Annotated in this window: 24 protein-coding genes; 10 read left to right on the forward strand and 14 right to left on the reverse strand. The window is 34.9% G+C overall.

Features of this window, described 5'->3' with window-relative positions; genetic code table 11:
* Nucleotides 1-411: 411 nt before the first annotated feature.
* Nucleotides 412-1,542, reverse strand: a complete 1,131-nt coding sequence (ald, locus tag FLB_RS03255; RefSeq protein ID WP_064714524.1) for an alanine dehydrogenase — start codon at nt 1,540-1,542, stop codon at nt 412-414.
* A gap of 200 nt (nt 1,543-1,742) precedes the next feature.
* On the opposite strand from ald, the gene FLB_RS03260 reads away from it, so the two are divergent.
* Nucleotides 1,743-2,201 carry an Lrp/AsnC family transcriptional regulator gene (locus tag FLB_RS03260; protein WP_064714525.1) on the forward strand — a complete coding sequence of 153 codons (459 nt, stop codon included), beginning with the start codon at nt 1,743-1,745 and terminating at the stop codon, nt 2,199-2,201.
* Nucleotides 2,202-2,467: 266 nt separating this feature from the next.
* On the opposite strand, the gene FLB_RS03265 is transcribed toward FLB_RS03260, so the two are convergent.
* Together FLB_RS03265 and FLB_RS03270 are read right to left on the reverse strand one after the other, a co-directional pair.
* Complete coding sequence (locus tag FLB_RS03265; RefSeq protein WP_064714865.1) at nt 2,468-3,916, reverse strand: glyceraldehyde-3-phosphate dehydrogenase; 1,449 nt, start codon at nt 3,914-3,916, stop codon at nt 2,468-2,470.
* Nucleotides 3,917-4,073: 157 nt separating this feature from the next.
* Nucleotides 4,074-5,474, reverse strand: coding sequence for a Do family serine endopeptidase (locus tag FLB_RS03270; protein ID WP_064714526.1), 1,401 nt, complete (start codon nt 5,472-5,474; stop codon nt 4,074-4,076).
* A gap of 136 nt (nt 5,475-5,610) precedes the next feature.
* On the opposite strand from FLB_RS03270, the gene dapF reads away from it, so the two are divergent.
* From dapF to FLB_RS03315, 9 genes are all read left to right on the forward strand, one after another.
* Complete coding sequence (gene dapF, locus FLB_RS03275; protein ID WP_064714527.1) at nt 5,611-6,393, forward strand: diaminopimelate epimerase; 783 nt, start codon at nt 5,611-5,613, stop codon at nt 6,391-6,393.
* A gap of 16 nt (nt 6,394-6,409) precedes the next feature.
* Nucleotides 6,410-6,943 (forward strand): GNAT family N-acetyltransferase, encoded by a 534-nt coding sequence (locus FLB_RS03280; RefSeq protein WP_064714528.1) that lies wholly within the window; start codon nt 6,410-6,412, stop codon nt 6,941-6,943.
* Between the two features lie 10 nt (nt 6,944-6,953).
* Complete coding sequence (gene mltG, locus FLB_RS03285; RefSeq protein WP_064714529.1) at nt 6,954-7,994, forward strand: endolytic transglycosylase MltG; 1,041 nt, start codon at nt 6,954-6,956, stop codon at nt 7,992-7,994.
* Between the two features lie 20 nt (nt 7,995-8,014).
* Nucleotides 8,015-8,893, forward strand: coding sequence for a DUF2279 domain-containing protein (locus FLB_RS03290; protein WP_064714530.1), 879 nt, complete (start codon nt 8,015-8,017; stop codon nt 8,891-8,893).
* A gap of 190 nt (nt 8,894-9,083) precedes the next feature.
* On the forward strand, nt 9,084-9,623 hold the full coding sequence (locus tag FLB_RS03295; protein ID WP_317038983.1) for a peptidoglycan-binding protein LysM: 540 nt from the start codon (nt 9,084-9,086) through the stop codon (nt 9,621-9,623).
* A 481-nt stretch (nt 9,624-10,104) separates the two neighbouring features.
* Nucleotides 10,105-11,496, forward strand: coding sequence for an RtcB family protein (locus FLB_RS03300; protein WP_064714531.1), 1,392 nt, complete (start codon nt 10,105-10,107; stop codon nt 11,494-11,496).
* 1 nt (nt 11,497) lies between these two features.
* Nucleotides 11,498-12,187 (forward strand): peptide chain release factor H, encoded by a 690-nt coding sequence (prfH, locus tag FLB_RS03305; protein ID WP_064714532.1) that lies wholly within the window; start codon nt 11,498-11,500, stop codon nt 12,185-12,187.
* Nucleotides 12,174-12,707 (forward strand): hypothetical protein, encoded by a 534-nt coding sequence (locus FLB_RS03310; protein ID WP_064714533.1) that lies wholly within the window; start codon nt 12,174-12,176, stop codon nt 12,705-12,707. The genes prfH and FLB_RS03310 overlap by 14 nt, the downstream gene beginning before the upstream one ends.
* Nucleotides 12,708-12,848: 141 nt before the next feature.
* Entirely contained in the window at nt 12,849-13,754 is a 906-nt protein-coding gene (locus tag FLB_RS03315; protein WP_064714534.1) for a phytanoyl-CoA dioxygenase family protein, read from the forward strand.
* Nucleotides 13,755-13,829: 75 nt separating this feature from the next.
* Here the strand turns inward: FLB_RS03315 and FLB_RS03320 are convergent, their stop codons facing one another.
* The 11 genes from FLB_RS03320 to FLB_RS03365 form a co-directional block, all read right to left on the reverse strand.
* Nucleotides 13,830-15,167 (reverse strand): hypothetical protein, encoded by a 1,338-nt coding sequence (locus FLB_RS03320; RefSeq protein ID WP_064714535.1) that lies wholly within the window; start codon nt 15,165-15,167, stop codon nt 13,830-13,832.
* Between the two features lie 4 nt (nt 15,168-15,171).
* Complete coding sequence (locus tag FLB_RS03325; protein ID WP_064714536.1) at nt 15,172-17,385, reverse strand: ATP-binding protein; 2,214 nt, start codon at nt 17,383-17,385, stop codon at nt 15,172-15,174.
* Nucleotides 17,376-18,599, reverse strand: coding sequence for a DNA cytosine methyltransferase (locus FLB_RS03330; RefSeq protein ID WP_064714537.1), 1,224 nt, complete (start codon nt 18,597-18,599; stop codon nt 17,376-17,378). Before FLB_RS03330 ends, FLB_RS03325 begins: the two co-directional genes overlap by 10 nt.
* Before the next feature lie 115 nt (nt 18,600-18,714).
* Nucleotides 18,715-20,841, reverse strand: coding sequence for a methylmalonyl-CoA mutase (gene scpA / locus FLB_RS03335; protein WP_064714538.1), 2,127 nt, complete (start codon nt 20,839-20,841; stop codon nt 18,715-18,717).
* Nucleotides 20,842-20,881: 40 nt separating this feature from the next.
* The gene (locus FLB_RS03340; protein WP_064714539.1) at nt 20,882-22,246 is read right to left on the reverse strand and encodes a methylmalonyl-CoA mutase subunit beta; all 1,365 of its coding nucleotides are present in this window, start codon (nt 22,244-22,246) and stop codon (nt 20,882-20,884) included.
* Nucleotides 22,247-22,256: 10 nt separating this feature from the next.
* Entirely contained in the window at nt 22,257-22,589 is a 333-nt protein-coding gene (locus FLB_RS03345) for an FtsB family cell division protein (protein ID WP_064714540.1), read from the reverse strand.
* A gap of 31 nt (nt 22,590-22,620) precedes the next feature.
* Nucleotides 22,621-23,229, reverse strand: a complete 609-nt coding sequence (udk, locus tag FLB_RS03350) for a uridine kinase (protein WP_064714541.1) — start codon at nt 23,227-23,229, stop codon at nt 22,621-22,623.
* Nucleotides 23,230-23,547: 318 nt separating this feature from the next.
* Nucleotides 23,548-23,688 (reverse strand): hypothetical protein, encoded by a 141-nt coding sequence (locus tag FLB_RS14225; RefSeq protein WP_157490521.1) that lies wholly within the window; start codon nt 23,686-23,688, stop codon nt 23,548-23,550.
* A 50-nt stretch (nt 23,689-23,738) separates the two neighbouring features.
* Nucleotides 23,739-24,461 (reverse strand): SAM-dependent methyltransferase, encoded by a 723-nt coding sequence (locus tag FLB_RS03355; RefSeq protein ID WP_064714542.1) that lies wholly within the window; start codon nt 24,459-24,461, stop codon nt 23,739-23,741.
* Nucleotides 24,462-25,064, reverse strand: coding sequence for a Uma2 family endonuclease (locus FLB_RS03360; protein ID WP_064714543.1), 603 nt, complete (start codon nt 25,062-25,064; stop codon nt 24,462-24,464). It lies immediately after the preceding gene.
* A gap of 152 nt (nt 25,065-25,216) precedes the next feature.
* Nucleotides 25,217-25,684: a low molecular weight protein-tyrosine-phosphatase gene (locus FLB_RS03365; protein ID WP_064714544.1), complete on the reverse strand. Its 468-nt coding sequence runs from the start codon at nt 25,682-25,684 to the stop codon at nt 25,217-25,219.
* Nucleotides 25,685-25,686: the final 2 nt, after the last annotated feature.

Below are 25,686 nucleotides of genomic sequence, written 5' to 3' on the forward strand. Positions count from 1 at the left end.
GTTTTGCTAATTACAATTGTATATTTTGTCGTAAAACTTTATAAGAAAGTAGTAAAGTATCTAGATAATAAAAGCTAATTTTTTTCAATACCTCCAAGAAAGCCATTTCTCAGCTTTTAGCCCTGATCGCAGCGGCATCCTTTGCTTTTTGGGTTAAAAAGCAAAGATAGAGCGGAGAGCAGGACGATGCTCACAAAAGTGCCCATTCTTTCCGCTCCAAAAAAGCATAAAAAAATCCGTCTGGTTTTGCAACGAGACGGATTTTGTATGTTATAACAAACACTATTTCAATATAGTCCAATTGTATTCTTGTCATATCGAGCGCAGTCGAGATGTGACGAGGGTTCTCGACTGCGCTCGAACTGACAAAATGGACTATTTTAAATAAGTTATTGGTATTAACTCTAAGAATTAGCAAACAGCTTCTTCTGCTAGAACGCTTTCTACTTCGTGCAAAGGTAAATCCCAAGCTTCGGCAACGCCACGGTATACAACTTTTCCGTTGGCTACGTTCAATCCTAATTTTAATTCTTTGTTTTCTTCGCAGGCTTTTCTCCATCCTTTGTTGGCCAATTGTAATGCGTATGGCAAAGTCGCATTGGTCAACGCCAAAGTTGAAGTGTAAGGCACCGCACCCGGCATATTGGCCACACAATAGTGAACAATATCATCAATGATGAACGTTGGATCTTCGTGAGTGGTTGGTTTACAAGTTTCGATACAACCTCCTTGGTCAACGGCTACGTCTACTACTACGGTTCCAGGGCTCATTAATTTTAGCATATCGCGAGTGATTAAGTGAGGCGCTTTGGCTCCAGGAATCAACACACCACCAATTACTAAATCGGCAGTTTTGATCGCTTCGCAAATGTTGTAATGATTTGACATTTGAGTTACTACGTTAGCTGGCATTACATCAGACAAATATCTCAAACGTGGTAAGCTTACGTCCATAATGGTTACTCTAGCTCCGAATCCAGCGGCCATTCTAGCTGCTTGTGTTCCTACGATTCCACCACCTAAAACTACTACGTTTGCTGGAGGAACACCTGGTACACCACCTAAAAGGATTCCTTTTCCTTTCATTGGTTTTTCTAAATATTTAGCTCCTTCTTGGATAGACATACGTCCCGCTACTTCAGACATTGGCACCAATAAAGGCAAGCTACGATCTGCTTTTTCTACCGTTTCGTAAGCCAAACAAACGGCTCCGCGCTCTAACATTGCGTGTGTTAATGGCTCAGAAGAAGCAAAGTGGAAATAGGTGAATAATAATTGGTCTTTTTTAATCAAAGGATATTCAGAAGCGATTGGCTCTTTTACTTTAATGATCATTTCGGCAATGTCATACACTGCTTCGATAGTTGGAAGAATGGATGCTCCTGCATCTATATAAGATTGATCCCCAAAACCACTGTTGATTCCAGCATTGGTTTGTACATATACAGTATGCCCTTGTTTTTTGAATTCGGCTACACCAGCAGGTGTAAGAGCTACTCGGTTTTCGTTATTTTTGATTTCTTTTGGAACACCAATAATCATATGAGAGAGTTTTAAGTTACTACTTGTTTGAAAGGATAAAAGTAATTTAAAAAGAAAAAGTTTTTACATAGTATCATTAAATAGGTAAAAATTAATTTATTTAAGTAAATTAGCCTAAAATATTTCTTTACGAAATCGTTTTTTTGGATTGAAAAAGAAAAATTATCTAAAGAATCCCATCTAGAAAAAATACCTTCATTATGAATATAGATGAAACCGACAAAAAAATCTTACGGCTTTTGCAAGCGAACGCGCATTTGACGCTAAAAGACATTGCGAATCAAATCAATTTATCCTTGACACCTGTTCATGATCGAGTGAAACGTCTTGAAAAAGAAGGAGTTATAGATAGATATGTCACAGTGCTCAATAAGAAAAAGTTAGGCAAGAACTTAACCGTTTTTTGCCAAGTTACTTTGGTAAAACAAACTTTTGATATTTCTGAGGCTTTTAATGAAGCGATTCTGAATTTGCCTGAAGTAGTGGAATGTGATTTTGTTTCGGGGAGTTTTGATTATTTGCTAAAAGTGGTTTTGCCTGATATGGAAAGTTACCACCATTTTCATCAAAAGAAGTTATCGGTCTTGCCCGAGGTTAGTTTGATCAATAGTTTCTTTATTATTTCTGAAGTGAAAAGCACAACGGTGTTACCGATTTAAAAAAAACCATCAAAAGTTGCCTCTTGATGGTTTGTTGAATTATAATTAACATTATCCGTTGTTTTTTTTACCACATAGGAGAATCATAGAGTTTTAGTTTTTAAAAGAGTACAATAGACGTTTTACTATTCACATAGTTATACTATGTGTAAAATAGTGCTATTTCTATTCATTTTTTTATGTTCTTTACAATCTATTATCTTGTATATGGTTAAATTTTTTTTACTGTTTGATTTTAATCAACGGATTAGTATGAATACTATCTACTAATAGTAAGTATAGCGTCTTACTTTCGAAATGTATTTGGCCAAACGAATAACTTGATGACTGTAGCCGTATTCGTTGTCGTACCAAATGTACAATACTATGTTTTTTCCGTCTTTAGAAACAATAGTAGCGTTGCTATCATAGATTGAAGGAGCTGTAGTTCCCACAATATCTGAAGAAACCAATTCGTTGTTCAAAGAATATTTGATTTGCTCTACCAATTCGCCTTCTAAAGCGTATTTTTTCATAATGTTGTTAATGCCTTCGACAGAAGTTGCTTTGTTCACTTCAAGATTCAAAACCACTAATGAACCATTTGGAACAGGAACACGAATCGCGTTTGAAGTTAGTTTTCCTTCTAATGACGGTAAGGCTTTGGCAACCGCACTTCCAGCACCTGTTTCGGTAATTACCATATTTAGAGCAGCAGCTCTACCACGACGGTATTTTTTATGCATGTTGTCGACCAAATTCTGATCGTTGGTGTAAGCGTGGATGGTTTCTAAATGTCCTTTTACAACACCCAAAGTATCTTCGATAGCTTTCAAAATTGGAGTGATGGCATTAGTTGTACAAGAAGCCGCTGAGAAAATAGATACTTCGTCTGGATTGTATTCGTTTTGGTTTACCCCGTGTACGATGTTTGGAACGCCTTTTCCTGGAGCAGTAAGCAATACTTTATCGGTTCCTTTTGAAGTTAAGTGACGACTCAAAGCTTCTTGAGTAGTGAATGCTCCAGTATTGTCGATTACTAAGGCATTGTCAATATTGTAAGCAGTATAATCAATTTCTTCTGGAGTGTTGGCAGTAATCATATGAACGGTAGTCCCGTTGATGATTAATGCATTGTTGGCTGGATCTGCAATAACAGAACCATTAAAATCGCCATGAATGGAATCGTAACGCAATAAAGAAGCTCTTTTTTCTAAGCTAGAAGCATCGTTTTTATCTCGAGTTACAATCGCTCTTAAACGCATTTGGTCACCTTTACCTGTTTTAGACATCAACTCACGAGCCAATAAACGTCCAATTCTTCCAAAACCATATAATACCACATCTTTTGGTTGAATTTCATCACTTGTTTTGGCTTCTTTTAATTTGTCAATGACAAAATGTCTAGCATCTGGATATTTTTCGTCCAAAAGACCGTATTCGTAGGTCAGTTTCCCAATATCTAATTTAGAAGGCGGTAAGTCTAAAGAAAGAATTACACTTGCGATTTCTACAGAATCAGAAATCGAAATGGGTTTACCCACAAATTCTCCTGCGTACTCATGCAAGTTTAGAATTTCGCTTACATTTCTGTCAATCAAATGGTTTCTGAATAAAACCAATTCGATGGATTTGTCATACCACAAATCGCTAATAATTTTGATTAATTCTACTCCCGATCGTCTTCTGTCGGCTTGTAACGTAACTTCTTTTTCGTATAAATGGGTTGTACTCATGTTGAAATTTTGTAAAAAATAAAGTTGTGTTTTTTTAAATTTTTTGCAAAAGTATCTTATTTCAATCGATTTCGTAAACTGTTTTGTGATTTTTTTTATAAAAAAAAAGCCATCACGCATTAAAGCATGATGGCTATTAGTTTCTTCTGATGTCTCGTTAAATGATTATTCTAAAAATTTCTCCATTTCGGTTAATCATTTCAATTCGGATGCTTTGTTGCTCTTCCTTGTTTTTCATGATTTTTGAAACAGTTTCTACATTGGTAGCTTTGACATTGTCAATACTCAAAATGATATTGCCTTGTAATTCATCAGCATATTGTAAATAACGTTCATTCGTTATGGCTTTGATTTTTACACCATAGTCAATTTTGAATTTCTTTTTGTCTGCAGCATCAATATTTTCTACTTCAATTCCTTTGAATTCTGAACTGAAATAATCATTTTTACTCAAGGTTACTGTTGTTGCTTTGTTTTTACCTTCGCGAATGTAATTGACTTCTACTTTGTCGTTAGGACGTTTGGTACTAATGTATCCCGACAAGTCTGCAAAAGAAGCTATGTTTTGATTATCAATTTTTACGATGATGTCTCCTTTTTGTAAACCTGCTTTTTCAGCTCCAGAATTTTTACTTACTTTATTGATGTAAAAACCTTCCGTTTCCTTTATTCCTAAATCTTTAGAAGCAGGACTATTCAATTCTCTACCTTCTACTCCAAGAATGCCTCGCTGAACGTTTCCAAATTCCATTAAATCTTCAATGATTTTTCTAGCATTATTAGAAGGTACTGCAAAAGAATATCCTGTATAACTTCCTGTTGGAGAAGAAATCATCGTATTGATTCCGATTAATTCTCCTCTAGCATTTACCAGCGCGCCACCAGAGTTTCCTGGGTTTACCGCGGCATCCGTTTGAATAAACGATTGTATGCCTCTTGCATCTAAATTTCTAGCTTTTGCCGAAACAATTCCTGCGGTTACTGTCGAGTTTAAGTTGTAAGGGTTACCCACAGCCAAAACCCACTCGCCAACTTTTACGTTATCGGAGTTAGCAAAAACAGTATAGGGCAATTTTTCATCGGCATTGATTTTCAACAAAGCGATATCCATTTTTGAATCGGTTCCGATTAATTTGGCAGGATAGGTTTTTTTATTGTTCAGTGTGATTTCGATTTCGGAAGCGTCTTTTATTACGTGATTATTCGTTACGATATAGCCATCTTCAGAGATAATTACTCCCGAACCGGTACCTACTTGTTCTTGTAATTGTCCGCCTCCATAACCGTAAAAGAATTCCATGATAGGATTACTTACCGTTCTACGCGATACATTTTTTACGTGAACCACTGAATGAACGGCTTTATCAGCTGCTTCGGTAAAATCTACTGCTTCTGCCGAAAGGCCTACATTTCTTCCGTAATTTTCTGAGGCGACTGTTACAATACCTTTTTTGTCATTTGAAAAATACCCATTGCTCTCAAACAAAAGCTTGTAAGCACCCAAAGTGGTAGCACCACTTAACAATGACACCAAAAATAAGGATGAAAATTTTTTCATGATACAATTTAGTTTTATTAGTTAATTGGTCACAAATTTAATAGATAATATAATTTCCAAAAAGTAGTTTAACGCACTTTAACAGTGTTTAACTTTTCATTATTAATTGTACTTTTGTGTTCTAAAAGTATGAAAAATGGTGATAGATTTTTATAAATACCAAGGAACAGGGAACGATTTTGTAATGATTGATAATCGCTCTCTTTTTTTTCCAAAAGATGATGTCGCGCTAATTGAACGGTTATGCGATAGACGATTTGGAATTGGTGCCGATGGTTTGATTTTACTTGAAAATGATAAGGATACGGATTTTCGTATGGTTTATTATAATTCTGATGGAAATGAAAGTTCGATGTGTGGTAATGGAGGGCGTTGCTTGGTGGCATTTGCTAAACAATTGAACGTTATTGATAAAACTACAACTTTTATTGCTACAGATGGTTTGCATCATGCAACTGTTGGGGCAAATGGTTTGGTTTCTTTGCAGATGATAGATGTTGATAAACTTACAATTACTCCTGAATACACTTTTTTGAATACGGGTTCACCACATCATGTGCAGATTGTAAATGATCTTGAACATTATAATGTCAAAGAAAAGGGTGCGGCAATCCGATATAGTGAATTGTATGGCAAAGCGGGAAGCAACATCAATTTTGTGTCTCAAATAAACGAAGATACGTTTGCAGTTCGTACCTACGAACGTGGCGTAGAAGACGAAACCTTGGCTTGTGGTACAGGCGTGACAGCAGTTGCAATCGCAATGAATGCAACGGGAGTGACCTCTGCCAAAGCCCTTCATTTGAATGTTGAAGGAGGGAAATTAGAAGTATCTTTTGATAAATTAGGAAGTCAGTATACCAATGTATTCTTAAAAGGACCTGCTCAATTCGTTTTCAAAGGTCAAATCGAAATCTAATTATTCTAAAATCTTGATGAATACATTAAAAGGGAAAACCATTTATCTCCGTGCTTTAGAACCCAATGACTTGGAGTTTGTATATGCTATGGAAAATGACCAAAGCATCTGGGAAGTAAGCAATACGCAAACACCCTACAGTCGCTTCTTGGTGAAGCAATATTTAGAAAATGCGCAGCAAGATATTTACGAAGCTAAGCAATTGCGTTTGGCCATTTGCCAGGAAAAAGATTTTCCAGCAATCGGTTTAATCGATTTATTTGAGTTCGATCCAAAAAACAATAAAGCAGGAGTGGGGATTGTTATTCAAAATAGCTCCAATCGTAACCAACAAATTGGTTCCGAAGCGCTAGAACTTTTGATTCGGTATTCATTTTATGACTTGAATTTGCACCAGCTCTACGCAAATATTGGTACAGAAAACAACGCTAGTATTGCTCTTTTTACTAAATTTGGCTTCGAAAAAATTGGAACAAAAAAAGATTGGATTTTAGTAAATGGTACGTACAAAGACGAGGCTATCTTTCAGTTAATTAATCATAAATTTTAAAATTTTTATTTTGAACGTAAAAAAAATCATTTCAATCGGAGCTGTCGTTGTAGCTTCTGTATTATTAGTGTACGGTTTCGTATTAATTCGTCAAATCTTTAGTGCCAATACCAAATTTAATGAGGAAAAAGTATATGTATATGTTCCTACTGGTTCTGATTATGAAGCAATAAAAAAGCTGATTGAGCCTTATGTTGAAGACATGCAGCGATTTGAAATGGTAGCTGGAAAAACAAGTTATCCGGAAAATGTGAAGTCAGGTCGTTTTTTGCTAAAAAAAGGAATGAGCAGTTATGATTTGGTAAAAACCATGCGTAGTAATGATCCCGTAAAATTGGCATTCAACAACCAAGAGCGTTTAGAAAATTTAGCCGGACGTGTAGGATCTCAAATCGAGCCAGATAGCTTGTCGTTATTGACAACCTTCAAAGATTCGACTTTTCTTAAGGAAAATGGTTTTACAGAGGATAATGTTTTTGTCATGTTTATTGCCAATACTTATGAAGTATATTGGAACATTACAGCCGAAAAGTTCCGTGATAAAATGATCAAAGAATACCGAACTTTTTGGAACGAAAAAAGAATACAACAAGCGGCTCAACAAGGTTTGACGCCTGTTACAGCCACTATTTTGGCTTCTATTGTGCACAAAGAATCCGTAAAAAAAGACGAAAGACCTCGAATTGCAGGTGTGTATTTGAACCGTTTGAAACAAGAGATGCCTCTACAAGCAGATCCTACAGTGATTTTTGCCTTAAAAAAGAAAAGCAATGATTTTAATCAAGTAATAAAACGCGTGTTTTACAACGATTTGTTCTTGAATTCGCCTTACAATACCTATAAGAATATTGGCTTGCCTCCAGGTCCAATTGCTATGCCTGATATCACGGCACTCGAAGCAGTTTTGGCACCCGAAAAACACAATTACCTTTATTTTTGTGCTAGTGTTGATCGTTTTGGGTACCACGAGTTTGCAGCTACTTTACCAGAACATAATATTAATGCCAAAAGATATTCAGATTGGATCAACAATCAAGGTGTGAAACGATAATTATCTCCTTTCGAAATACTATGTTTCGATTGCTACTTTTTTTTTGGAGCACTTTTGGGCTTTTTGCACAAGAGGCTCCAAACTTTTTTTTTACCCCATCCGATTCTTTAAATATTCAAAGAAGAAACGCCGTTATCATTACCGAATCAGTATTGGGTGGAGCGACTTTGTTAGGCTTGAATCAACTTTGGTATGCGGATTATCCTAAATCAAATTTTCATTTTATTAATGATAATGCCGAGTGGTTGCAGATGGACAAAATAGGGCATTTGTATTCTGCTTATCATTTGGGGCGTTTTGGTGCCGAAGCTTTACATTGGAGTGGCGTTCGGAAACAAGATCAACTGATTTATGGCGCTACTTTAGGATTTGCCTTTTTGTCTATAGTAGAGGTAATGGATGGCTTTTCTGCTGAATGGGGAGCTTCTTCTGGTGATATTTTAGCCAATGGGATTGGAACAGGGCTTTATGTTTCGCAAGAATTGCTTTGGAAAGAACAACGAATTACACCTAAATTTTCTTTTCATACTACTTCATTTGCTGAACAAAATCCCAATAAATTGGGAAGTACTTTTTCAGAACAACTACTGAAAGATTATAACGGACAGACATACTGGTTATCGATTAATATGCATTCTTTTTTTAAAGGATCTAAAATACCAAAATGGCTCAATCTAGCTTTAGGATATGGTGGTGATGGAATGTTATCTGGAATTGATGCAAAAGATCAGCGACAACGACAGTTTTATCTCAGTGTTGATGTTGATTTAACGAAAATACCTACTAAATATCGTTTTTTGAAGACCATTTTTTCGGTTTTTAACACCATAAAAGTACCTGCTCCAACTTTGTCATATAGCACTCACACTGGTTTTAAGGCACACTCCTTTTACTTTTAACATTTTTTAACTCGCTGTTTTTCAGTCTCGTTTTTTTAAGTGGTATCTTTGCGCATAGAAATTTCACAGGGTGACAGCGTGTGAAGAAATTCAATTTATGATAAAGAGATGGTATTTTTTCTTAGGTTTAATAGGTATTATAACATTTTTAAGCTTAAGTTTCAAAAACGAAAAAAAGAGCCTCAGTCCAGTGGCTCAACCTGTAGAAAAGGAAACTACAACAACAGCTTTTCCTTCCACCGAAACGTCTATTTCAGACATTGCCTTTACCAAATATGAGTTCATTGGCTTTAAAGAAGCAGTAGCTCACAAAGAATCTCGAGGTAAATATAAAAAAGTAAATTCTTTGGGATATTTGGGAAAATATCAATTTGGAGTGCAAACCCTAAAAGCAGTCGGAGTTAAAAGCCCTAAAAAGTTTTTAAACAGCCCAGAATTACAAGAGAAAGCTTTTGTTGCACTTCTATCCAAAAACAAACATCTTCTTGAAGATGTTATCGAAAAACACGAAGGAAGTGTTATCGATGGAATCCTAATTACCGAGTCGGGCATATTGGCAGCAGCTCATTTAGCTGGTGCAGGATCTGTAAAGAAATTTTTTAGGTATAATGGTAAAAAGTATTTCCGGGATGCTTATGGAACTTCATTGCGAAGTTATTTAAAAGCTTTTGGAGGTTATGACACTTCAATTATTGTGGCAAACAATAATGCAACAGTGCATTCTATTTAAAAATTTTACTATTATTTTTTAAAAAAGCTGTGATTTAATTCATAGCTTTTTTTGTTTAGAACCATTTTTAAACAATATTTATAATTTATTTTATAAATTTAAAGTGTTGATTATTAGTTTTTTGCACGATTTATTTAAAAAAAATGTAAAATTAATTAGGAAAATTAAAAAATTAAAATAAATCTTTGTGGCAGAAAATTAGTAACCTTTTAACAGCGAAGAAAATGTTTGTATTTAAATCATTACCTCAAAGCATTGCATCAGTTGGAACTGGTGTGGCTTTTCTTCGCGGCTTCACACAATCATAGATAAAATAACATATATGAAAAAGCCCGAAGATATTTAGTTTCGGGCTTTTTTTTGTTTATTCTAGAACCTTCAAAAATTTTCCCGAAACGTATTCAAAAAAAATGCAATGTGCTATTGCTCTGCCTTCTTGGTAAGTTTTTGCGCATTGTTATGAATCATTTTTAAAATAATCATGGGAAATAAACTATCCGGGAAAGACTTAATTAAGTTAGGCTTCCCAAAAAATAATGCCATAAATATTGCCTTAGGGCAAATTAACAGATATCGAAAAAAAGAGAAAAAGGAAAGTATTTTAACCGAAGCTAAACAAGTGTTGCTATATCCAGAAAAATTCAAAGGAGACGGTACTTGGGGAAAAGTAGCTGAAGGTTTAGTCAATCCCGTTCAAGTAAAATTCAATCAATTGAAAACGACTCGAGCCCCTTTTTCCATCTTTGGGGAAAACGAAATTGACGAACAAGCAAAGTTTCAATTGTACGACGCTTTAAAATTGCCTATTTCGGTAAAAGGGGCTTTAATGCCCGATGCCCATTCTGGTTACGGATTGCCAATAGGTGGTGTATTAGCCACAGATAATGCGGTAATTCCGTATGGTGTAGGAGTAGATATTGGTTGCAGAATGAGCTTATCGATTTTCGATTTGCCTGCGTCTTTTCTAAAAGGGAAAGACCATCAATTGCAAGCCATTTTGAAAGACAACACCAAATTTGGAATGAGTGAAACGCATAAAATTAAAGCCGATCACGAAGTCTTTTACCGAGACGAATTCAAAACCATTCCAGTTGTGAAACAGTTGTTAGACAAAGCCTACAAGCAATTAGGTTCATCTGGTGGAGGAAATCACTTTGTGGAATTCGGAATTGTAAAATTAGACAATCCCTTACCTGAATGGAAGTTGGAAGCCAAAGAATACGTGGCGGTTTTATCGCATAGCGGTTCACGCGGCTTGGGCGCCAATATCGCTAAACATTACACCTATTTGGCAAGTAAACAATGTCCGTTACCTAAAAATGTTCAGCATTTGGCTTGGTTGGATTTGAATACACACGACGGACAAGAATATTGGTTGGCTATGAATTTAGCAGGCGATTATGCGAAAGCTTGTCATGAAGATATTCACAGAAGATTGGCTAAAGCGCTAGGGAAACGCATTGTGGTAACCATCGAAAATCATCACAATTTTGCTTGGAAAGAAATGGTGGATGGGAAAGAATGTATTGTGCACCGAAAAGGAGCCACGCCAGCTGCTAAAGGACAATTGGGAATTATTCCAGGTTCGATGACGGCGCCAGGATTTATTGTAATGGGTAAAGGTAACGAAGAAAGTTTGCAATCGGCTTCGCACGGAGCGGGACGTTTGTTTTCGAGAGCGAAATGCAAAGCTACTTTTACACAAAGTCAGATTAAAAAAGTTTTGGCTGACAACGATGTTTCTTTAATCGGAGGCAATATTGACGAAGCACCAATGGCGTATAAAAACATTCATACGGTGATGAATTTACAAACGGAATTGGTGGATGTGTTAGGCACTTTTACACCAAAAATTGTTAGAATGGACCGATAACATGGAAAAGATTATACAAATAACATCGGGAAGAGGACCAGCAGAATGTACTTGGGTTGTGGCTCAAGTACTGAAAAAAGTGTTGCAAGAAGCGGAAGCTTTACAAATGAAAGCAACTGTTTTGCAACACGAAGCAGGTTCCGAAAATGGAACAGTAGCTTCGGCAATGGTCCAAATTATTGGAAAAGATGCGACTGAATTTTCGGATTCATGGGTAGGCACCATTCAATGGATTGGAAAAAGTACGTTTAGAAAATTTCACAAACGCAGCAATTGGTTTATTGGAATTTTCGAAGTAGACGCAATTCCATCTCGTAATTTTTCTGAAAAAGACATTCAGTACCAAGCCATGCGAAGCTCGGGAGCAGGCGGTCAACATGTGAATAAAGTGAGTTCGGCTATTCGAGCGACACATGTACCAACGGGAATTAGTGTGGTAAGCATGGATTCACGTTCACAACATCAGAATAAAAAATTGGCTACGGAGCGTTTGTTGCTTAAACTAAATGAAGCCCAATTGCATCTTTTGAAACAACAATTTCAAAGTCAATGGACGAATCAATTAGCCGTGGAACGAGGGAATCCAATTCGTACGTTTGAAGGTTCTGATTTTAAAAAACTCAAAAAAGAGAAGAAATTTAAAGCTGTACGACAGCAATTAAAAAACGAATTAAAAAATGAAAAATACTGATAAATACTTATTTCAAGCCTTGGATAATTATCCGTATTGGTTGGAAGGAACTTCAGAAGCTTTGGATTATGCCTTGTCTTACGATGAGAAAAACACAACAGCTTTGTGTTTGTATGGAAGAATTCAAACGGAGCAATTGCAAAATTATGAAGAAGCAAAAACCTATTTTCAAGAAGCATTGGCCATTAATATAGATGCTGTAGCAGTTTATCCGTATTATATAGAAACTTTGCTTTTGAATGAAGATTATGAAGAGGCTTCTAAATTAATTGATTTTGCCTTAACGATTAAAGGGATTAACAAAATGGCAATTTTATTAAAAAAAGTGCAATTGTTGGAACGTCAACACAAGATAAAAGAGGCGATAAAAGTAATGAAGGAAGTAAGATTAGTTTCTTTTGCAAACGATTCTTTCGAAATTGATGAAGTAACTAAGCGGTTAAAAGCCAAAAAGGACTTGCAAAAGCCAAAGAAAAAATCGAAGAAGAAGAAATCGGATAAAATTGTCAAGAAGAAATGAGAGAACCAGCTTTAGAGCTGGTTTTTTTATGATTCAAACAGTAAAATCAGATTTCATAACTAAAAACTGGGACTTTAGAGCATCTTAGATTATAATGCTTTTTGCATTTGTTATATTTGATATACCGTTAATGATTTACTTATGAACACCAATCGCTTACTTGTTACTTTCAGAAATAGAGCTTTAGGAGTCAAAGAAACGACCTCAAACTGGACACATGAAATAGAATTTTTGTACAAAAGAGGAGTCGGAATTGATGAAGCCTTGCATTATTTGTACTTTGAAAAACCATCTATTGAAGAATTTGAGCATTGGGTCAGTGAAAAAGAAACTAAACTAGTTCCATCAGTTGCAGAAGTTGGTAGCGTTTTAAATGATGAGGAACTTACTTTTTTTGAAACCAATGGGTATCTTATTTTGCCAAATGCGATTTCAAAGGCGGATTGTGCTGCGACTCAACAGGTCATTTGGGAGTTTTTGGGAATGCATCCAGAACAACCCGAAACTTGGTACCAAAGCCATCCCGAACAACGTGGAATGATGGTTAATTTTTTTGACCATCCCTTGTTAGAAAAAAACAGAGCTTCGTCCAAAATCAAGAAAGCTTTCGAACAGCTGTATCAGTCCGAAGCTATTTATAAAACCATAGATAAAGTAAGTTTTAATCCACCAGTGACTCAGAATTATTCTTTTAAGGGTAGTGATTTACATTGGGATGTGAGTTTGCAATTGCCCATTCCGTTCCGATTGCAAGGCTTGATTTATTTATCTGATTGTGGACCACAAGATGGCGCTTTTCATTGTGTGCCTGGTTTTCATAATAAAATTACTGAATGGATGGAACATGTTCCTGATGGTGTGCATCCAAGAGCTCATGCTTTAGCAACATTGCAACCACAAGCGATTGCGGCTTCTGCTGGCGACATGGTGATTTGGCATCAAGCCCTGCCACATTGTGCAACTCCAAATTACGGTACTTCATCACGTATGGTGCAATACCTAAGTTATATTAGTGAATCGCATGTCGAAGCTAAAGAGTGGGTTTGAGTTGGGAATAAGGTTGTTTTTGTTTTAGTGAGAAATTGTAAATAAAAAAAACTAAGCTGGGCTGTTTTTTTGAACTTAAAAACTAGTTATTCCAATTCTTGAGATATGGTTTGCATATCGATTACCAATCATATCTGTCATTTCTTTTTTAAACGAGAAAAGTGGTTTTCCTATATTTCTACTGATTTCAAAATCACTAAAAGAATAATTTAAGTTTAACCAAAATTGATAATTTTCTTTTTCAAAATTAATAGTTGGGATATCTTTGTGAAAAATAGATTCTGAAATAGAATTAAATTGGATAAAAGATTGATTTATTTTTGGAGTCATTAAACCTAAAATATATTTGTTGTTTCTAGGTTTTTTTTGCGAATAATCACATGAAGCACTAATCTCAATAGCAACAAACTTTGATTTTCCTCTAATATTTCCTCTTTGTTCAGCTGTTGTTATATCATTATTAAAAACGATGAATTTATTAAACAGATTTATACATTCTTCTTCTAAATGGTTAAAATAATTCAAAGTGTTTTTTATGTCATTAGGCATAAAACAGTATTCCAAAACTAATCCTCTTTTATCTTTTTGTAATATGTTTAGTTTATCAACATGAAAAATTGAGTTCAATATCGAATGTTCAAAATTTAACGGATAACTAGGTTGAGAATTTTTATTAGAATTCTTTAATTTTGTTAAAGTCTGCTCCCATAACTTTGAATCGTTTGAGTTAATAGCGTTATTTGATACCAAAGGCATTAAAGCTTCATAAATTGCATTATCAGGTTTCTCTTTTGCATGTTCATATCCTAAAGATCCAATTGCAATTTTTGAAAAAATTGAATCAAAGTTTTCATTAAAAGTTTGATTATCTCCCCATGAATTATTTGGAATAATGTTATATAATTCATTTATAGTTTTAGTGGCAGTATTTTTCACGTGGTTTTCAAAATCAAACAAAAGATTAATACAAGGTTGATTTAAAATAGTATTTAAAACTCCAAACAAATCATTACCTGCCTCAACAAGGAATTCATGTTTATCAATTACTGAAACATTAAAAGGCTTTGGTGTTTCTGGTCTTCTTTCATTAATGTAGGCAATAAATTCATGAACTAAATCTTTGTTTTGTGTCCAAAAAACTAATGCGTATAAACCATTTTCTTGAGAAATAAACTCGTTTAATGCATTTGCTAAATCATTAAATATTACTTTTTTATTTGATGTAGATGTATCAGGAAGATTAACATCAAAAAAAGCAATTTTTACATCTTTTAATGGCTCTTCATTTTTATTATAATAATCATATACAAATGTTTTACAATTAATATAATTATCTATAAAAACTTGGTTCAATATTTTAATGTGATCTGGGTTATTGTCCACAATAATTACATTACTATTACTTCTAAACATAATATTATTTTTTTGGAAAAACTAAAGCAATACACGCTCCATTATAAACTTGTGGTATATCCAAATCACTATTGTCTGGAAAAATTATTTTACCACCTAACATTTCCATAACCAAATTTACATAATAAAGTCCTAAACCCATCCCACCTGGTTTAGATGTGACGAATGCTCTAATTAATTCTTCTGTTTCAAGTTTAAATCCAGATCCATTATCAGCTATTATTATTGCATTACCATTAAAACTTTTTAAGTCGGTTCCTATATATATTCCTCCTTTAAAATTTTTATCATTAATATCTTTTTGATTACCTACCCAGTAAATGGAATTGTCAATGATATTTGAAATAGCACTAATCAATAAGTTACCTTCTCCAAAAATATTAAAATCTGGATTTTCATTAGACAAAAGAGGAGAAGAAAAAACAACATTATGAAACCCAAATCTATTTATATTTATATTTTTGGCTTTATTTACGAGTTCACTGGCTTTAATATTAATTTTTTGATTTTGCTTAAGTATTGGTGAAAAATTTTCTAATACTTGGATTAAATTTTTAACTCTTATTCTAACATTTTCTATATCAAATTCATTCTTGTTTATGTCAACATTGATGAATCTCATTTCTCTGTCAATCTCGTGAAAAACAACTCCAAGATTCAATCCTGTCATCCCAGAACTAACCATCACATCACGCATTTCTGTATAATCTTTTTCAACCCTTTTAATTAAGGGTGAAAGTTCTTTTTCAAGATTTTTATCTTTTATACTTAAGCTTAGTTCTTTAATAGTTTCTGATAGTCCTGAGTGTTTAACGGGTTTAAATTTGTCTATATACTCTTGTACTTTTTCTTTGTCAGATTTAGATTCATTTTCGAATTTTGAAAAGACTTCTTTTACAATTGCTTTTAACTTAAAAAAATAATAGTTTTCATTAAAACCTTCTCTATTTGTTTTTTCTGTTATACCATTTTCACTTTCATCTAAATTTAACTCGATAGCTCCAATTGTTATTTTTCTTGCAAAGTGACTACCAGCATGTTGAATTTTACTGTAATCTAATTCTAACCAATCATCAGTTTGTTCTCCGTAATTATATACCCTTATACCGTCTCTAAAGATTTTTATTCCATAATTAAGACGAATAAACTCCTTTACAGCATTTATTTGACCTCCAAAAAATAAATTTGAAATATCTTTTGTTAAATTAAAAACATAAAATTTTCCTTTGATTGTTCCAATATTATTTAAGTCAGAGTTAAGAAGAAGCTTTTTTCTTCCTTTCTCATCAATGAAATCTAGTTTATCTCCTATTTCTAAAACATTATTTATGATATGTTCATCATAACTTTTGAAATGCTCTTTTCTCATTATTGGTCTAGATTTTATTTCTTTTTCTTCAATTTTCATATGTGGATGAGAATTGAAATTATAAGACCATAGATATTCTGCTAAATGATCATCATTAGGTAAATCATTACTATTTGGAGTCCATTTTTTTATTTCAAAATCAAATTGATAAAGACTATCTTTTAATATTTCTGATGAAGTTTTGATTCCTTCTAACCAATTTTGATGGTGGTCATTTGCTGTAATTTCAATATTAAAATTAGGAAATTTAACAAATGGATTTTTAATGTTTTCAATTTTTCTTACTAAATCTCTTAGTAATAACTTTGTCCAATTTTTATTTACTAAACCAGATAAAATTATTCTTGTTCCATGACCTTTTTCAAAAAGTGTATTTGGAACATTTTCAATTTCAACTTCTAAATCCTGTATATATTCTTTTGATTTTATTAAATTATTCCAGTTAATGTAAAATTGGCTAGAAAACAAATCTCCTTCAACTTGAGTTTCAACATTTATTTCTTTTGCTAATTTGTGTACAGCTAATCTACCAACACCTTTGTTTCCAAGAGAAACTCGATTAAATTTTTTACTTACTTTTCTGTTTTTTCCTCTTTTAAAATCAGTACCTATTGTTAACCAAACATTTTCAATAATGTTTGGCGACATTCCATGACCATCATCTTCAATAATAATTTTTTGATTTGGAGTGTTTAAGTCAACAAAAGTTACTTTTATTTCTGTTGCATCAGCATCGTAAGAATTTTTTACTAATTCAAAGATTGCTAAACCATCGTTTCCTATAAGTTCTTCACCTAATAAAGTTAAAATATGACTTTTAGCTTTAATATTATGTTTAGTTATTGACATAATAATTCTTTCATTTTTTTAGCAATCGCATTAGCCATTAATGGAGGTACTGCGTTGCCTATTTGTTTAAATGCTGCGGAGCGAGAGCCTTCAAAATAAAAATCATCTGGAAATGATTGCAATCTTGCAGCTTCTCTTACTGAGATAGAGCGGCATTGTTCAATATCAGGATGAATGTAATAATGACCGTCTTTTGCAATGTGCGCAACAACAGTGTGCGATACTCCTTTTCCGTTCACAACTTTATATCGGTCAATGAATGAAGATTCGTTTTTATGTGTTTTTAATTCTTCTGGTAAATCAGGATATTTTAACCTTTCTTGGTCTTTATTCCATTTTTCAATAGCTGTTTTGTAAATTGCTAAATCTCTATCATTATGAGGTCTTGAGATATGTTGTGTTACAAAATTTACTCCATTTCTCAATTCAAATTGTTCTAAATAACTATTCTTTCTTTTAGTGTAAGAACTAACTTGATGTACTTCACCTGGAGTTAATTTTTTTAAATCAGCAAAAGCATCATTAACTGTAAATTTTAAATCTGTTTTTTCAAAATCAGGAAATCCAAAATCATTTTCTTTTTTCCAGCCTACAATAATTATTCTTTTTCTTGCTTGTACTACACCATAATCGGAAGCATTTAAAGTATCGTGATATACTTCATAACCTAATTTTTTAAAATAGGTTTTTAAGTTTTTAAAATGTTGTCCTTTGTTTGCACTTAGCATACCTGGGACATTTTCAAAAACAAATGCTTTAGGTTGAAATTCTTTTAAAAATCTACCGTATTGTATGTATAATTTATTTCTAGGGTCTTGTTCAATATCGTCTTGATGTCTTCCCAGTAATGAGTACGCTTGGCATGGTGGTCCGCCTATGATTAAATCTATTTCTTTTTTTGATTTTTTAATTTCTTCAAAAAGTGGTTTTATAGTTTTATCATTAATTTCAATATTGATAGTAGATTTTGAAATTTCTGGTGGCAAATTAGAAAAGAATTTTTCTTTTGTTATTTTACCTTGTATGTATCTGTAATATAATTCAATGTAGTTTTCGGATTTCAGGAAATGGTAAGCAGACCTTGTTGAAATTGTATCGCAAGCTTCTTTGTTCATCTCAATGTGAGAAATTGGAGAGAAGCCAGCCTTAACAAAGCCTTCGGACATACCTGATGCTCCTGCAAATAAGTCAATAAAATTTAAACTTTCAGGCATTTTTTTATAAATCGATTTTTACAAATTTAGTAAATTAATTATTTCTATTATTTCTTTTGGTAACAAAAAACACCAACATTGCTGCTGGTGTTTATTTACAAAATGTGTTGTATATCTATTCCTCCATCAATACCTCCAAAATACTAATTGCCGCCTCGCTAATTTTGGTACCAGGACCAAAAACGGCAACGGCTCCAGCATCAAACAGGAATTGGTAGTCTTGCACTGGGATGACGCCACCTACTACGACCATAATATCTTCGCGACCGTATTTTTTGAGTTCTTCAATCACTTGTGGAACTAAGGTTTTGTGACCTGCCGCCAAAGAAGAGACACCAAGAACATGCACATCGTTTTCTACAGCTTGTTTGGCCGCTTCTTCTGGTGTTTGAAATAAGGGGCCAATGTCTACGTCAAAACCTACATCAGCATAACCTGTGGCTACTACTTTGGCTCCACGGTCGTGTCCATCTTGCCCCATTTTGGCAATCATGATTCGGGGTCTTCTTCCGTCTTGTTTGGCAAAAGCATCAGCTAGTTGCTTGGCTTTTTCAAAACTTTTGTCGTCTTTAATTTCTTTGCTATACACGCCACTAAAGGATTTAATTTGTGCTTTGTAACGTCCAAAAACCGTTTCTAAGGCATCGCTTATTTCGCCAAGGGTTGCTCGGTTTCTTGCGGCTTCTACGGCTATTTCTAACAAATTGCCTTCATTGGTTTTGGCACAATGAATCAATTTTTCGAGACTGTTTTTTACTTTTTGGGAGTCTCTGTTGGCTTTGATTTTTTCCAATTGCGCCAATTGTTGTTTACGAACCATTTGGTTGTCTACATCCAAAATCTGCAAAGGATCTTCTTTCTCTAATCGGTATTGATTGACCCCTACAATAATATCTTGTCCGCTGTCGATTCGCGCTTGTTTTCTAGCGGCAGCTTCTTCAATTCTTAACTTTGGAATACCAGCTTCAATGGCTTTGGTCATTCCGCCTAAGGCTTCTACTTCTTGAATCAATTGCCAAGCTTTTTCGGCAATTTCATTCGTAAGACTTTCTACATAATAACTGCCTCCCCAAGGGTCAACAGTCTTGGTAATTTGGGTTTCTTCTTGTAAATAGATCTGGGTATTTCTTGCAATTCTCGCTGAGAAATCGGTTGGTAATGCAATGGCTTCATCTAGTGCGTTAGTATGTAGCGATTGAGTTCCTCCAAAAGCAGCTGCAGCCGCTTCGACTACGGTTCGTGCTACGTTATTAAAAGGATCTTGTTCGGTTAAACTCCAGCCAGAAGTTTGACAATGCGTTCTCAAGGCCAATGATTTTTCATCTGCAGGGTTGAATTCTTTGAGTAATTTGGCCCAGAGCATTCTGCCCGCACGCATTTTAGCAATTTCCATAAAATGATTCATTCCAATGGCCCAGAAAAAAGATAATCTTGGCGCAAATTCATCGATTTTCATTCCGGTTGCTAAACCCGTTCGAATGTACTCTAACCCATCGGCTAGGGTGTAAGCCAACTCAATATCTGCGGTAGCTCCCGCTTCTTGCATGTGGTAACCAGAGATGGAAATCGAGTTAAACTTTGGCATTTTCTTGCTGGTAAATTCAAAAATATCAGCAATAATTTTCATAGAAGGAGTAGGAGGATAGATGTAGGTATTTCGTACCATGAACTCCTTTAAAATATCATTTTGTATCGTTCCCGAAAGTTGCTCTGGAGCTACGCCTTGTTCTTCTGCTGCTACAATATAAAAAGCCATAATAGGCAAAACGGCTCCATTCATAGTCATGGATACCGACATTTCTTGTAGTGGAATTTGGTCAAATAACACCTTCATATCTTCCACGGAGTCAATGGCTACACCCGCTTTTCCAACGTCTCCAACCACACGTTCGTGATCGGAATCATAGCCTCTGTGCGTTGGAAGATCAAAAGCAATTGAAAGTCCTTTTTGACCCGCGGCTAAATTGCGTCGGTAGAAAGCATTGCTCTCTTCGGCAGTAGAAAAGCCCGCATATTGGCGAATCGTCCACGGTCTACGAACATACATCGTCGCATATGGTCCACGCAGGTTGGGTGCAAAACCAGCGCCAAAGTCCAAATGCTCTAAGGTTTCAATATCTTTTTCAGAATAGGTAGGCGGAATCGTAATGCCTTCCGCTGTTAGGAAAGGTTCGGGACTAGGAATACTAGCACTTTTTGCGGAATGATTTATGGTAATATTTTGAAGGTCTTTTCTTTTCATGTCTGAATAGTAATGGTGAAACGTTTTGGATGGAATAAGTTTACTCTGTGGCGAGTCGTTCTTGTTCGATTTTTTCGGCCAAACGTTTTTCAATTATCGGGGTAATCAGTGTTTTTCGTGGATTGATTTTTACAAAAGGAAATAATTCCAAATCGTGTTTCATCCGATCGGTTGGGTTGGGGTGTTTGTTGGTTCCCAATAATATTTTTTTACCAGCATCAAATAAAGCTTGTTCCTTGTCGGCGCTTTCTTGGATTTTTCTTTTGACAATGCCATCTTTCAATTGCTTTAAGAAACCACCATTTTTTTCGATGTCTTTAAACAATTGAAGTGCTTTTTCCGCTAATTGTTGTGTGATGCTTTCTATATAATAACTTCCGTCAGCTGGATTGTTGACTTTGTCGAAATACGATTCGTTTTTCAGAATCAACAATTGATTTCTAGCAATACGGTCTCCAAATTCGTTGTCTTTGTGGTACAAGGCGTCATAAGGTAAATTAGCCACTGCATCAGCTCCTCCCAAAATGGCGCTCATGCATTCTGTTGTGGTTCGTAGCATATTGACATTGTAGTCGTAAATCGTTTTGTTTCTTTTAGTTGGAGTGGCTAGAATATGACAATCGATATCCAATTCATAGGCAGTGGATACGATTTCAAAAAGTTGGCGAATAGCTCTTAATTTTGCAATTTCAAAAAAGTAGTTGCTTCCTACAGCGACTTGAAACACTACACTTTTTTTACAATTTGGAATATGGTTGAAGTATTCGTTGGCTTGGGCTAAACCATAAGCGATTTCCTGAACCATATTGGCTCCTGCATTTTGATACAAGCCCATATTGATACTCAATAAAGAACAATTTTGGGTACTTTCAAAAAGCGATTTGAGGGTTTCGAAATTGTCTTTTTCAGGGGTTGAGAACCAATTGCCATCTTGGGCCAATTGACCTATAGGATCCAATAAACAAAAAATAGTGGCCTCTTTTTCTTTGGCAATTTGGTCGATTTTTTTAACGAAATCGATTGAAAGGAATTGGAAATGAAAATATAGGGTTGTTGTAGCTAAAGGAAGTGCTGCAAGTAATTTTTCTATAGCGATGTTTTCATTTGGAATTGTAAAGCGGAGGCTAGTTGCACCACGTTGAATGGTATCTAAAGCTCTTTCTATAGATTTATCTATGTCGTGTACAAAGATGTTTTGACAAATAGTAAACGCTGTTGCTTGGGTGTTGCTACCTACTTTAGCTTTTAAATCTTCTTTGTCGTAGAATGGTTTTACTTTTATTTCCTCTGGGGAATTCCAAATTACCGTTTCGTTATAATCGGCACCTTTGAGTTCAAATTGGATTTTTTGCTTCCACTGTTTAGCCGAAACAGCATTGAAATCTTCAAATAGATTTTGCGCCATTGTATTTGTGTTAGTTTGGGTCGTTTTTAGAAATGCTATCTCCTTCAAATTCTATGATATAGATGTCTTCGCTATCTTTTTTCATATAGTATTTCTCGCGAGCATATTTTTCTATTTGTTCGGAATTATGTAATTGTTGGATATGTTGTTTATCCTTTTTTATTTCTTCTTCGTAGTATTTTTTATTTTCTTTCAATTCCTCAATGTCCTTGTTTAGAATTCGGTGATCGAAATAAGAATAATTGTCTAGGAAAGTCATCCAAACGATAAAAGACAAGGATACCCAGATGTATTTGTTACTGAGTAATTTGAACCACTTTTTATCTTTATAGGGATTTTTCATTGCTAGATAGTAGGAATAAGAAATTGTAGGTTTACAAAATGCGTTGGTTAATTACGGCACGAACCACATCAATGGCTACTGTGTTGAACTTGTCATTTGGGATAATGATGTCGGCATAGGCTTTGGTTGGTTCGATAAATTGTTCGTGCATAGGTTTGAGCGTGTGTTGATAACGGGTCAAAACTTCTTCCATATCACGACCTCTCTCAGAAATATCTCTGCGCAATCTACGAATTAGTCGTTCGTCAGAATCTGCGTGTACATAGACTTTGATGTCAAATAAATCACGTAATTCAGGATTGGTAAATATTAAAATACCTTCTACAATCATCACTTTTCTAGGGTGTGTGATGATTACATCGTCGGTTCTGTTGTGTTTGATGAAAGAGTAAACAGGTTGATCAATGATGTTGCCTTGTTTTAGTTCTTTTAAATGTGCTACTAAGAGTTCGAAATCGATGGCTCTAGGATGGTCAAAATTGATATTGGAACGTTCTTCATAGCTCAAGTTTTTGTTTTCTTTGTAATAAGAATCTTGAGAGATGATGCCTACTTCGGCATCGGGTAGTTCATTCATGATTTGATGTACTACTGTTGTTTTTCCACTTCCGGTTCCTCCCGCAATTCCTATGATGAGCATACTAACTTTACTTTTAAATTTTGTTACAAAAATAAGAATTAAAAGAGATACCTATTTGTTTTTGCGGACTATTTTTGAAAGACTTGCTAATTAAATGATTAGGAAATAAATTGTGAAAGAGTGTTTTTTTACTGCTTGCAAGAATGCCTTTTTTTGACTTTTAGCCCCGGGAGGAGTGGCATCCTTTGCTGCCGGGGTTCGGCAGTAAAGATAGAGCGGATCACGGGACGATGTAGCCTGAATAGCCAATTGTTCCTGCTTCTATTTTTGGCAATAAAAAAACCTGTAAGTTGTAATTACAGGTTTTGTATTTTTAATTTACTCCGCAGTATTTTTGGCGTCTTGATAGCCTTTTTGAACATCCGTTTTGAAGCCTTCCCAGTCATAAATGATTTCAACTGCCATCCATGTTAACATTCCGAAGATAAATACGAACACATCGCGCTTGGTAATTTTCATTAGTTATTGTATTAGTTAATGTTGCTAATATAATAAAAAAACAAATAATGTTACATTTTATGCAAAATAAAAATGGTAGGACGCTTGTGTAAGTCTACTTTTTCTTTTTTCCAAGCGGCTATTTTTTTTGTTTTGATGTATTCGGTGGGCAAAGTGATATCGGTGGCTACACAAAGATGGGTTTCGGGATGCAGGATATGAATTAAATCTTCGAGTAGTTTGTTGTTACGATACGGGGTTTCGATAAAAATTTGCGATTGGTTTTTGTCGAAAGATAATTTTTCTAAAAACTTCAAAGCCGATTTTTTTTCTTCTTTTTCGATAGGTAAGTAGCCGTTGAAGGTAAAGCTTTGTCCGTTCATCCCAGAAGCCATAAGGGCTAAGAGAATAGAGGAAGGGCCAACCAACGGAATGACTTGTATGCCTTTGTCGTGTGCGATTTTTACAATGACCGCTCCGGGATCGGCTACGCCAGGGCAACCGGCTTCGCTCATTAATCCCATATTTTTTCCCTCAAGCAAGGGTTGAATCATGGCCAAATGCTCTTTGTTTTCGGTATGCTTGTTTAGGGTAAAAAGCACCAACTCGGATTGCTTTTTTTCAGGCTGTACTATTTTGATTGATTTTCTGGCCGTTTTTTCGTTTTCTACGATGTAATGGTCAATAAAATCGATGCTTCTTTTGATGGTTTGCGGCAAAACATCCATTGGGTCGCAATCGCCCATGGTGGTTGGAATTAAGTATAATTTTCCTAGCGAAAGAGTTGGTTTCATTTAGTGGTTTTCTTTGTTTATTCTTTTGAATACCTCGTCAACTGTAATTTGCATTTCTGAAAACAGTGGACTTTTAATTATTTGCCCTTCAGAAAAGGGTTTTAATCCGATGTATTCTTCGTTTTGTAAGGTGTACACTAAAACAAAACGTTCTTCGGGTTCTACTATCCAATATTCTTTTACGCCACTTTCTTGGTATAAATTGAATTTGGTATCTACATCATGCTTGCTGTTGTTGGGTGATAATATTTCTACAATTAAATCTGGTGCACCGTTGCAGCCTTTGTCGTCTAATTTGTTTTCATCACAAATAATACACAAATCAGGTTGTACCACAGTAGTGTCTTTTTTTGAAGATGCAATCGGAAGTCTAACGTCAAAAGGGGCTACAAAAACACTGCAAGGATGATTTTGAAAAAACTTCCCTATGCTCAATGTTAAATTATAACTTATTGTTTGATGTTTTCGGCTTGGGGCAGGGCTCATTTTACGGATAAATCCTTTGATTAGCTCCACTCGCTCTGAAAATTGCCATAGCAAGTAATCGGAATAGGTGTAGGTTTTTGTCAAATCTAAGTCTGAAAAATTTTTTACTACTGACATATGCTGTGTTTTTCACAAAGTTATAAAACTATCTGAACTTGTCTATGGTTTTTTGCAATTGAGCAATAATAACAATTGTGTTTTTAACCTCTTATGTTCAATAAATATGTGAAGTTTTATACTTTATAGATAAGCAGGAATTCTTGTTGTATTTAAGAATGCTTCTCAATGACTTTTTTGGCAATTACTTCACAAGCTTCGTCTAGCATTTGGTATACATTTTCAAAACCATTGGCTAATCCGTAGTAAGGATCCGGTACATCGACATTTTCTCCTGGAAATAGTTCGTTCAAAATCATTTGAACTTTGTTTTTCTGGGTGTCGTTTTTGGCCATTTCAATCACAGTATCATAATTGGAGGCATCCATTACGTAGATATAATCGAAGGTGTCGAAATCTTTTGTGCTAAATTGTCTCCCTTTTTGGTGAGCAATCGAAAGATTATGGTGCTCTGCTACTGCAATGGAGCGTTTGTCTGGCGAATGGCCTATGTGCCAAGAGCCTGTTCCGGCAGAATCAACAAGGAATTGATCCTCTGGTAGTTTTGAGGCTAATATTCCTTCTGCCAAGGGAGAACGGCAAATATTGCCTAGACATACCATTAAAATCTTTACAGGCATAA

The organism is Flavobacterium succinicans (assembly GCF_001662485.1).
Taxonomy (GTDB): domain Bacteria; phylum Bacteroidota; class Bacteroidia; order Flavobacteriales; family Flavobacteriaceae; genus Flavobacterium; species Flavobacterium succinicans_A.

Bases quoted from the DNA above. Each gene is read 5' to 3' on its own strand.
- ald (WP_064714524.1), bottom strand. From the start codon at position 1,542: ATGATTATTGGTGTTCCAAAAGAAATCAAAAATAACGAAAACCGAGTA.
- FLB_RS03260 (WP_064714525.1), top strand. From the start codon at position 1,743: ATGAATATAGATGAAACCGACAAAAAAATCTTACGGCTTTTGCAAGCG.
- FLB_RS03265 (WP_064714865.1), bottom strand. From the start codon at position 3,916: ATGAGTACAACCCATTTATACGAAAAAGAAGTTACGTTACAAGCCGAC.
- FLB_RS03270 (WP_064714526.1), bottom strand. From the start codon at position 5,474: ATGAAAAAATTTTCATCCTTATTTTTGGTGTCATTGTTAAGTGGTGCT.
- dapF (WP_064714527.1), top strand. From the start codon at position 5,611: ATGGTGATAGATTTTTATAAATACCAAGGAACAGGGAACGATTTTGTA.
- FLB_RS03280 (WP_064714528.1), top strand. From the start codon at position 6,410: ATGAATACATTAAAAGGGAAAACCATTTATCTCCGTGCTTTAGAACCC.
- FLB_RS03290 (WP_064714530.1), top strand. From the start codon at position 8,015: ATGTTTCGATTGCTACTTTTTTTTTGGAGCACTTTTGGGCTTTTTGCA.
- FLB_RS03300 (WP_064714531.1), top strand. From the start codon at position 10,105: ATGGGAAATAAACTATCCGGGAAAGACTTAATTAAGTTAGGCTTCCCA.
- prfH (WP_064714532.1), top strand. From the start codon at position 11,498: ATGGAAAAGATTATACAAATAACATCGGGAAGAGGACCAGCAGAATGT.
- FLB_RS03310 (WP_064714533.1), top strand. From the start codon at position 12,174: ATGAAAAATACTGATAAATACTTATTTCAAGCCTTGGATAATTATCCG.
- FLB_RS03315 (WP_064714534.1), top strand. From the start codon at position 12,849: ATGAACACCAATCGCTTACTTGTTACTTTCAGAAATAGAGCTTTAGGA.
- FLB_RS03320 (WP_064714535.1), bottom strand. From the start codon at position 15,167: ATGTTTAGAAGTAATAGTAATGTAATTATTGTGGACAATAACCCAGAT.
- FLB_RS03325 (WP_064714536.1), bottom strand. From the start codon at position 17,385: ATGTCAATAACTAAACATAATATTAAAGCTAAAAGTCATATTTTAACT.
- FLB_RS03330 (WP_064714537.1), bottom strand. From the start codon at position 18,599: ATGCCTGAAAGTTTAAATTTTATTGACTTATTTGCAGGAGCATCAGGT.
- scpA (WP_064714538.1), bottom strand. From the start codon at position 20,841: ATGAAAAGAAAAGACCTTCAAAATATTACCATAAATCATTCCGCAAAA.
- FLB_RS03340 (WP_064714539.1), bottom strand. From the start codon at position 22,246: ATGGCGCAAAATCTATTTGAAGATTTCAATGCTGTTTCGGCTAAACAG.
- FLB_RS03345 (WP_064714540.1), bottom strand. From the start codon at position 22,589: ATGAAAAATCCCTATAAAGATAAAAAGTGGTTCAAATTACTCAGTAAC.
- udk (WP_064714541.1), bottom strand. From the start codon at position 23,229: ATGCTCATCATAGGAATTGCGGGAGGAACCGGAAGTGGAAAAACAACA.
- FLB_RS14225 (WP_157490521.1), bottom strand. From the start codon at position 23,688: ATGAAAATTACCAAGCGCGATGTGTTCGTATTTATCTTCGGAATGTTA.
- FLB_RS03355 (WP_064714542.1), bottom strand. From the start codon at position 24,461: ATGAAACCAACTCTTTCGCTAGGAAAATTATACTTAATTCCAACCACC.
- FLB_RS03360 (WP_064714543.1), bottom strand. From the start codon at position 25,064: ATGTCAGTAGTAAAAAATTTTTCAGACTTAGATTTGACAAAAACCTAC.
- FLB_RS03365 (WP_064714544.1), bottom strand. From the start codon at position 25,684: ATGCCTGTAAAGATTTTAATGGTATGTCTAGGCAATATTTGCCGTTCT.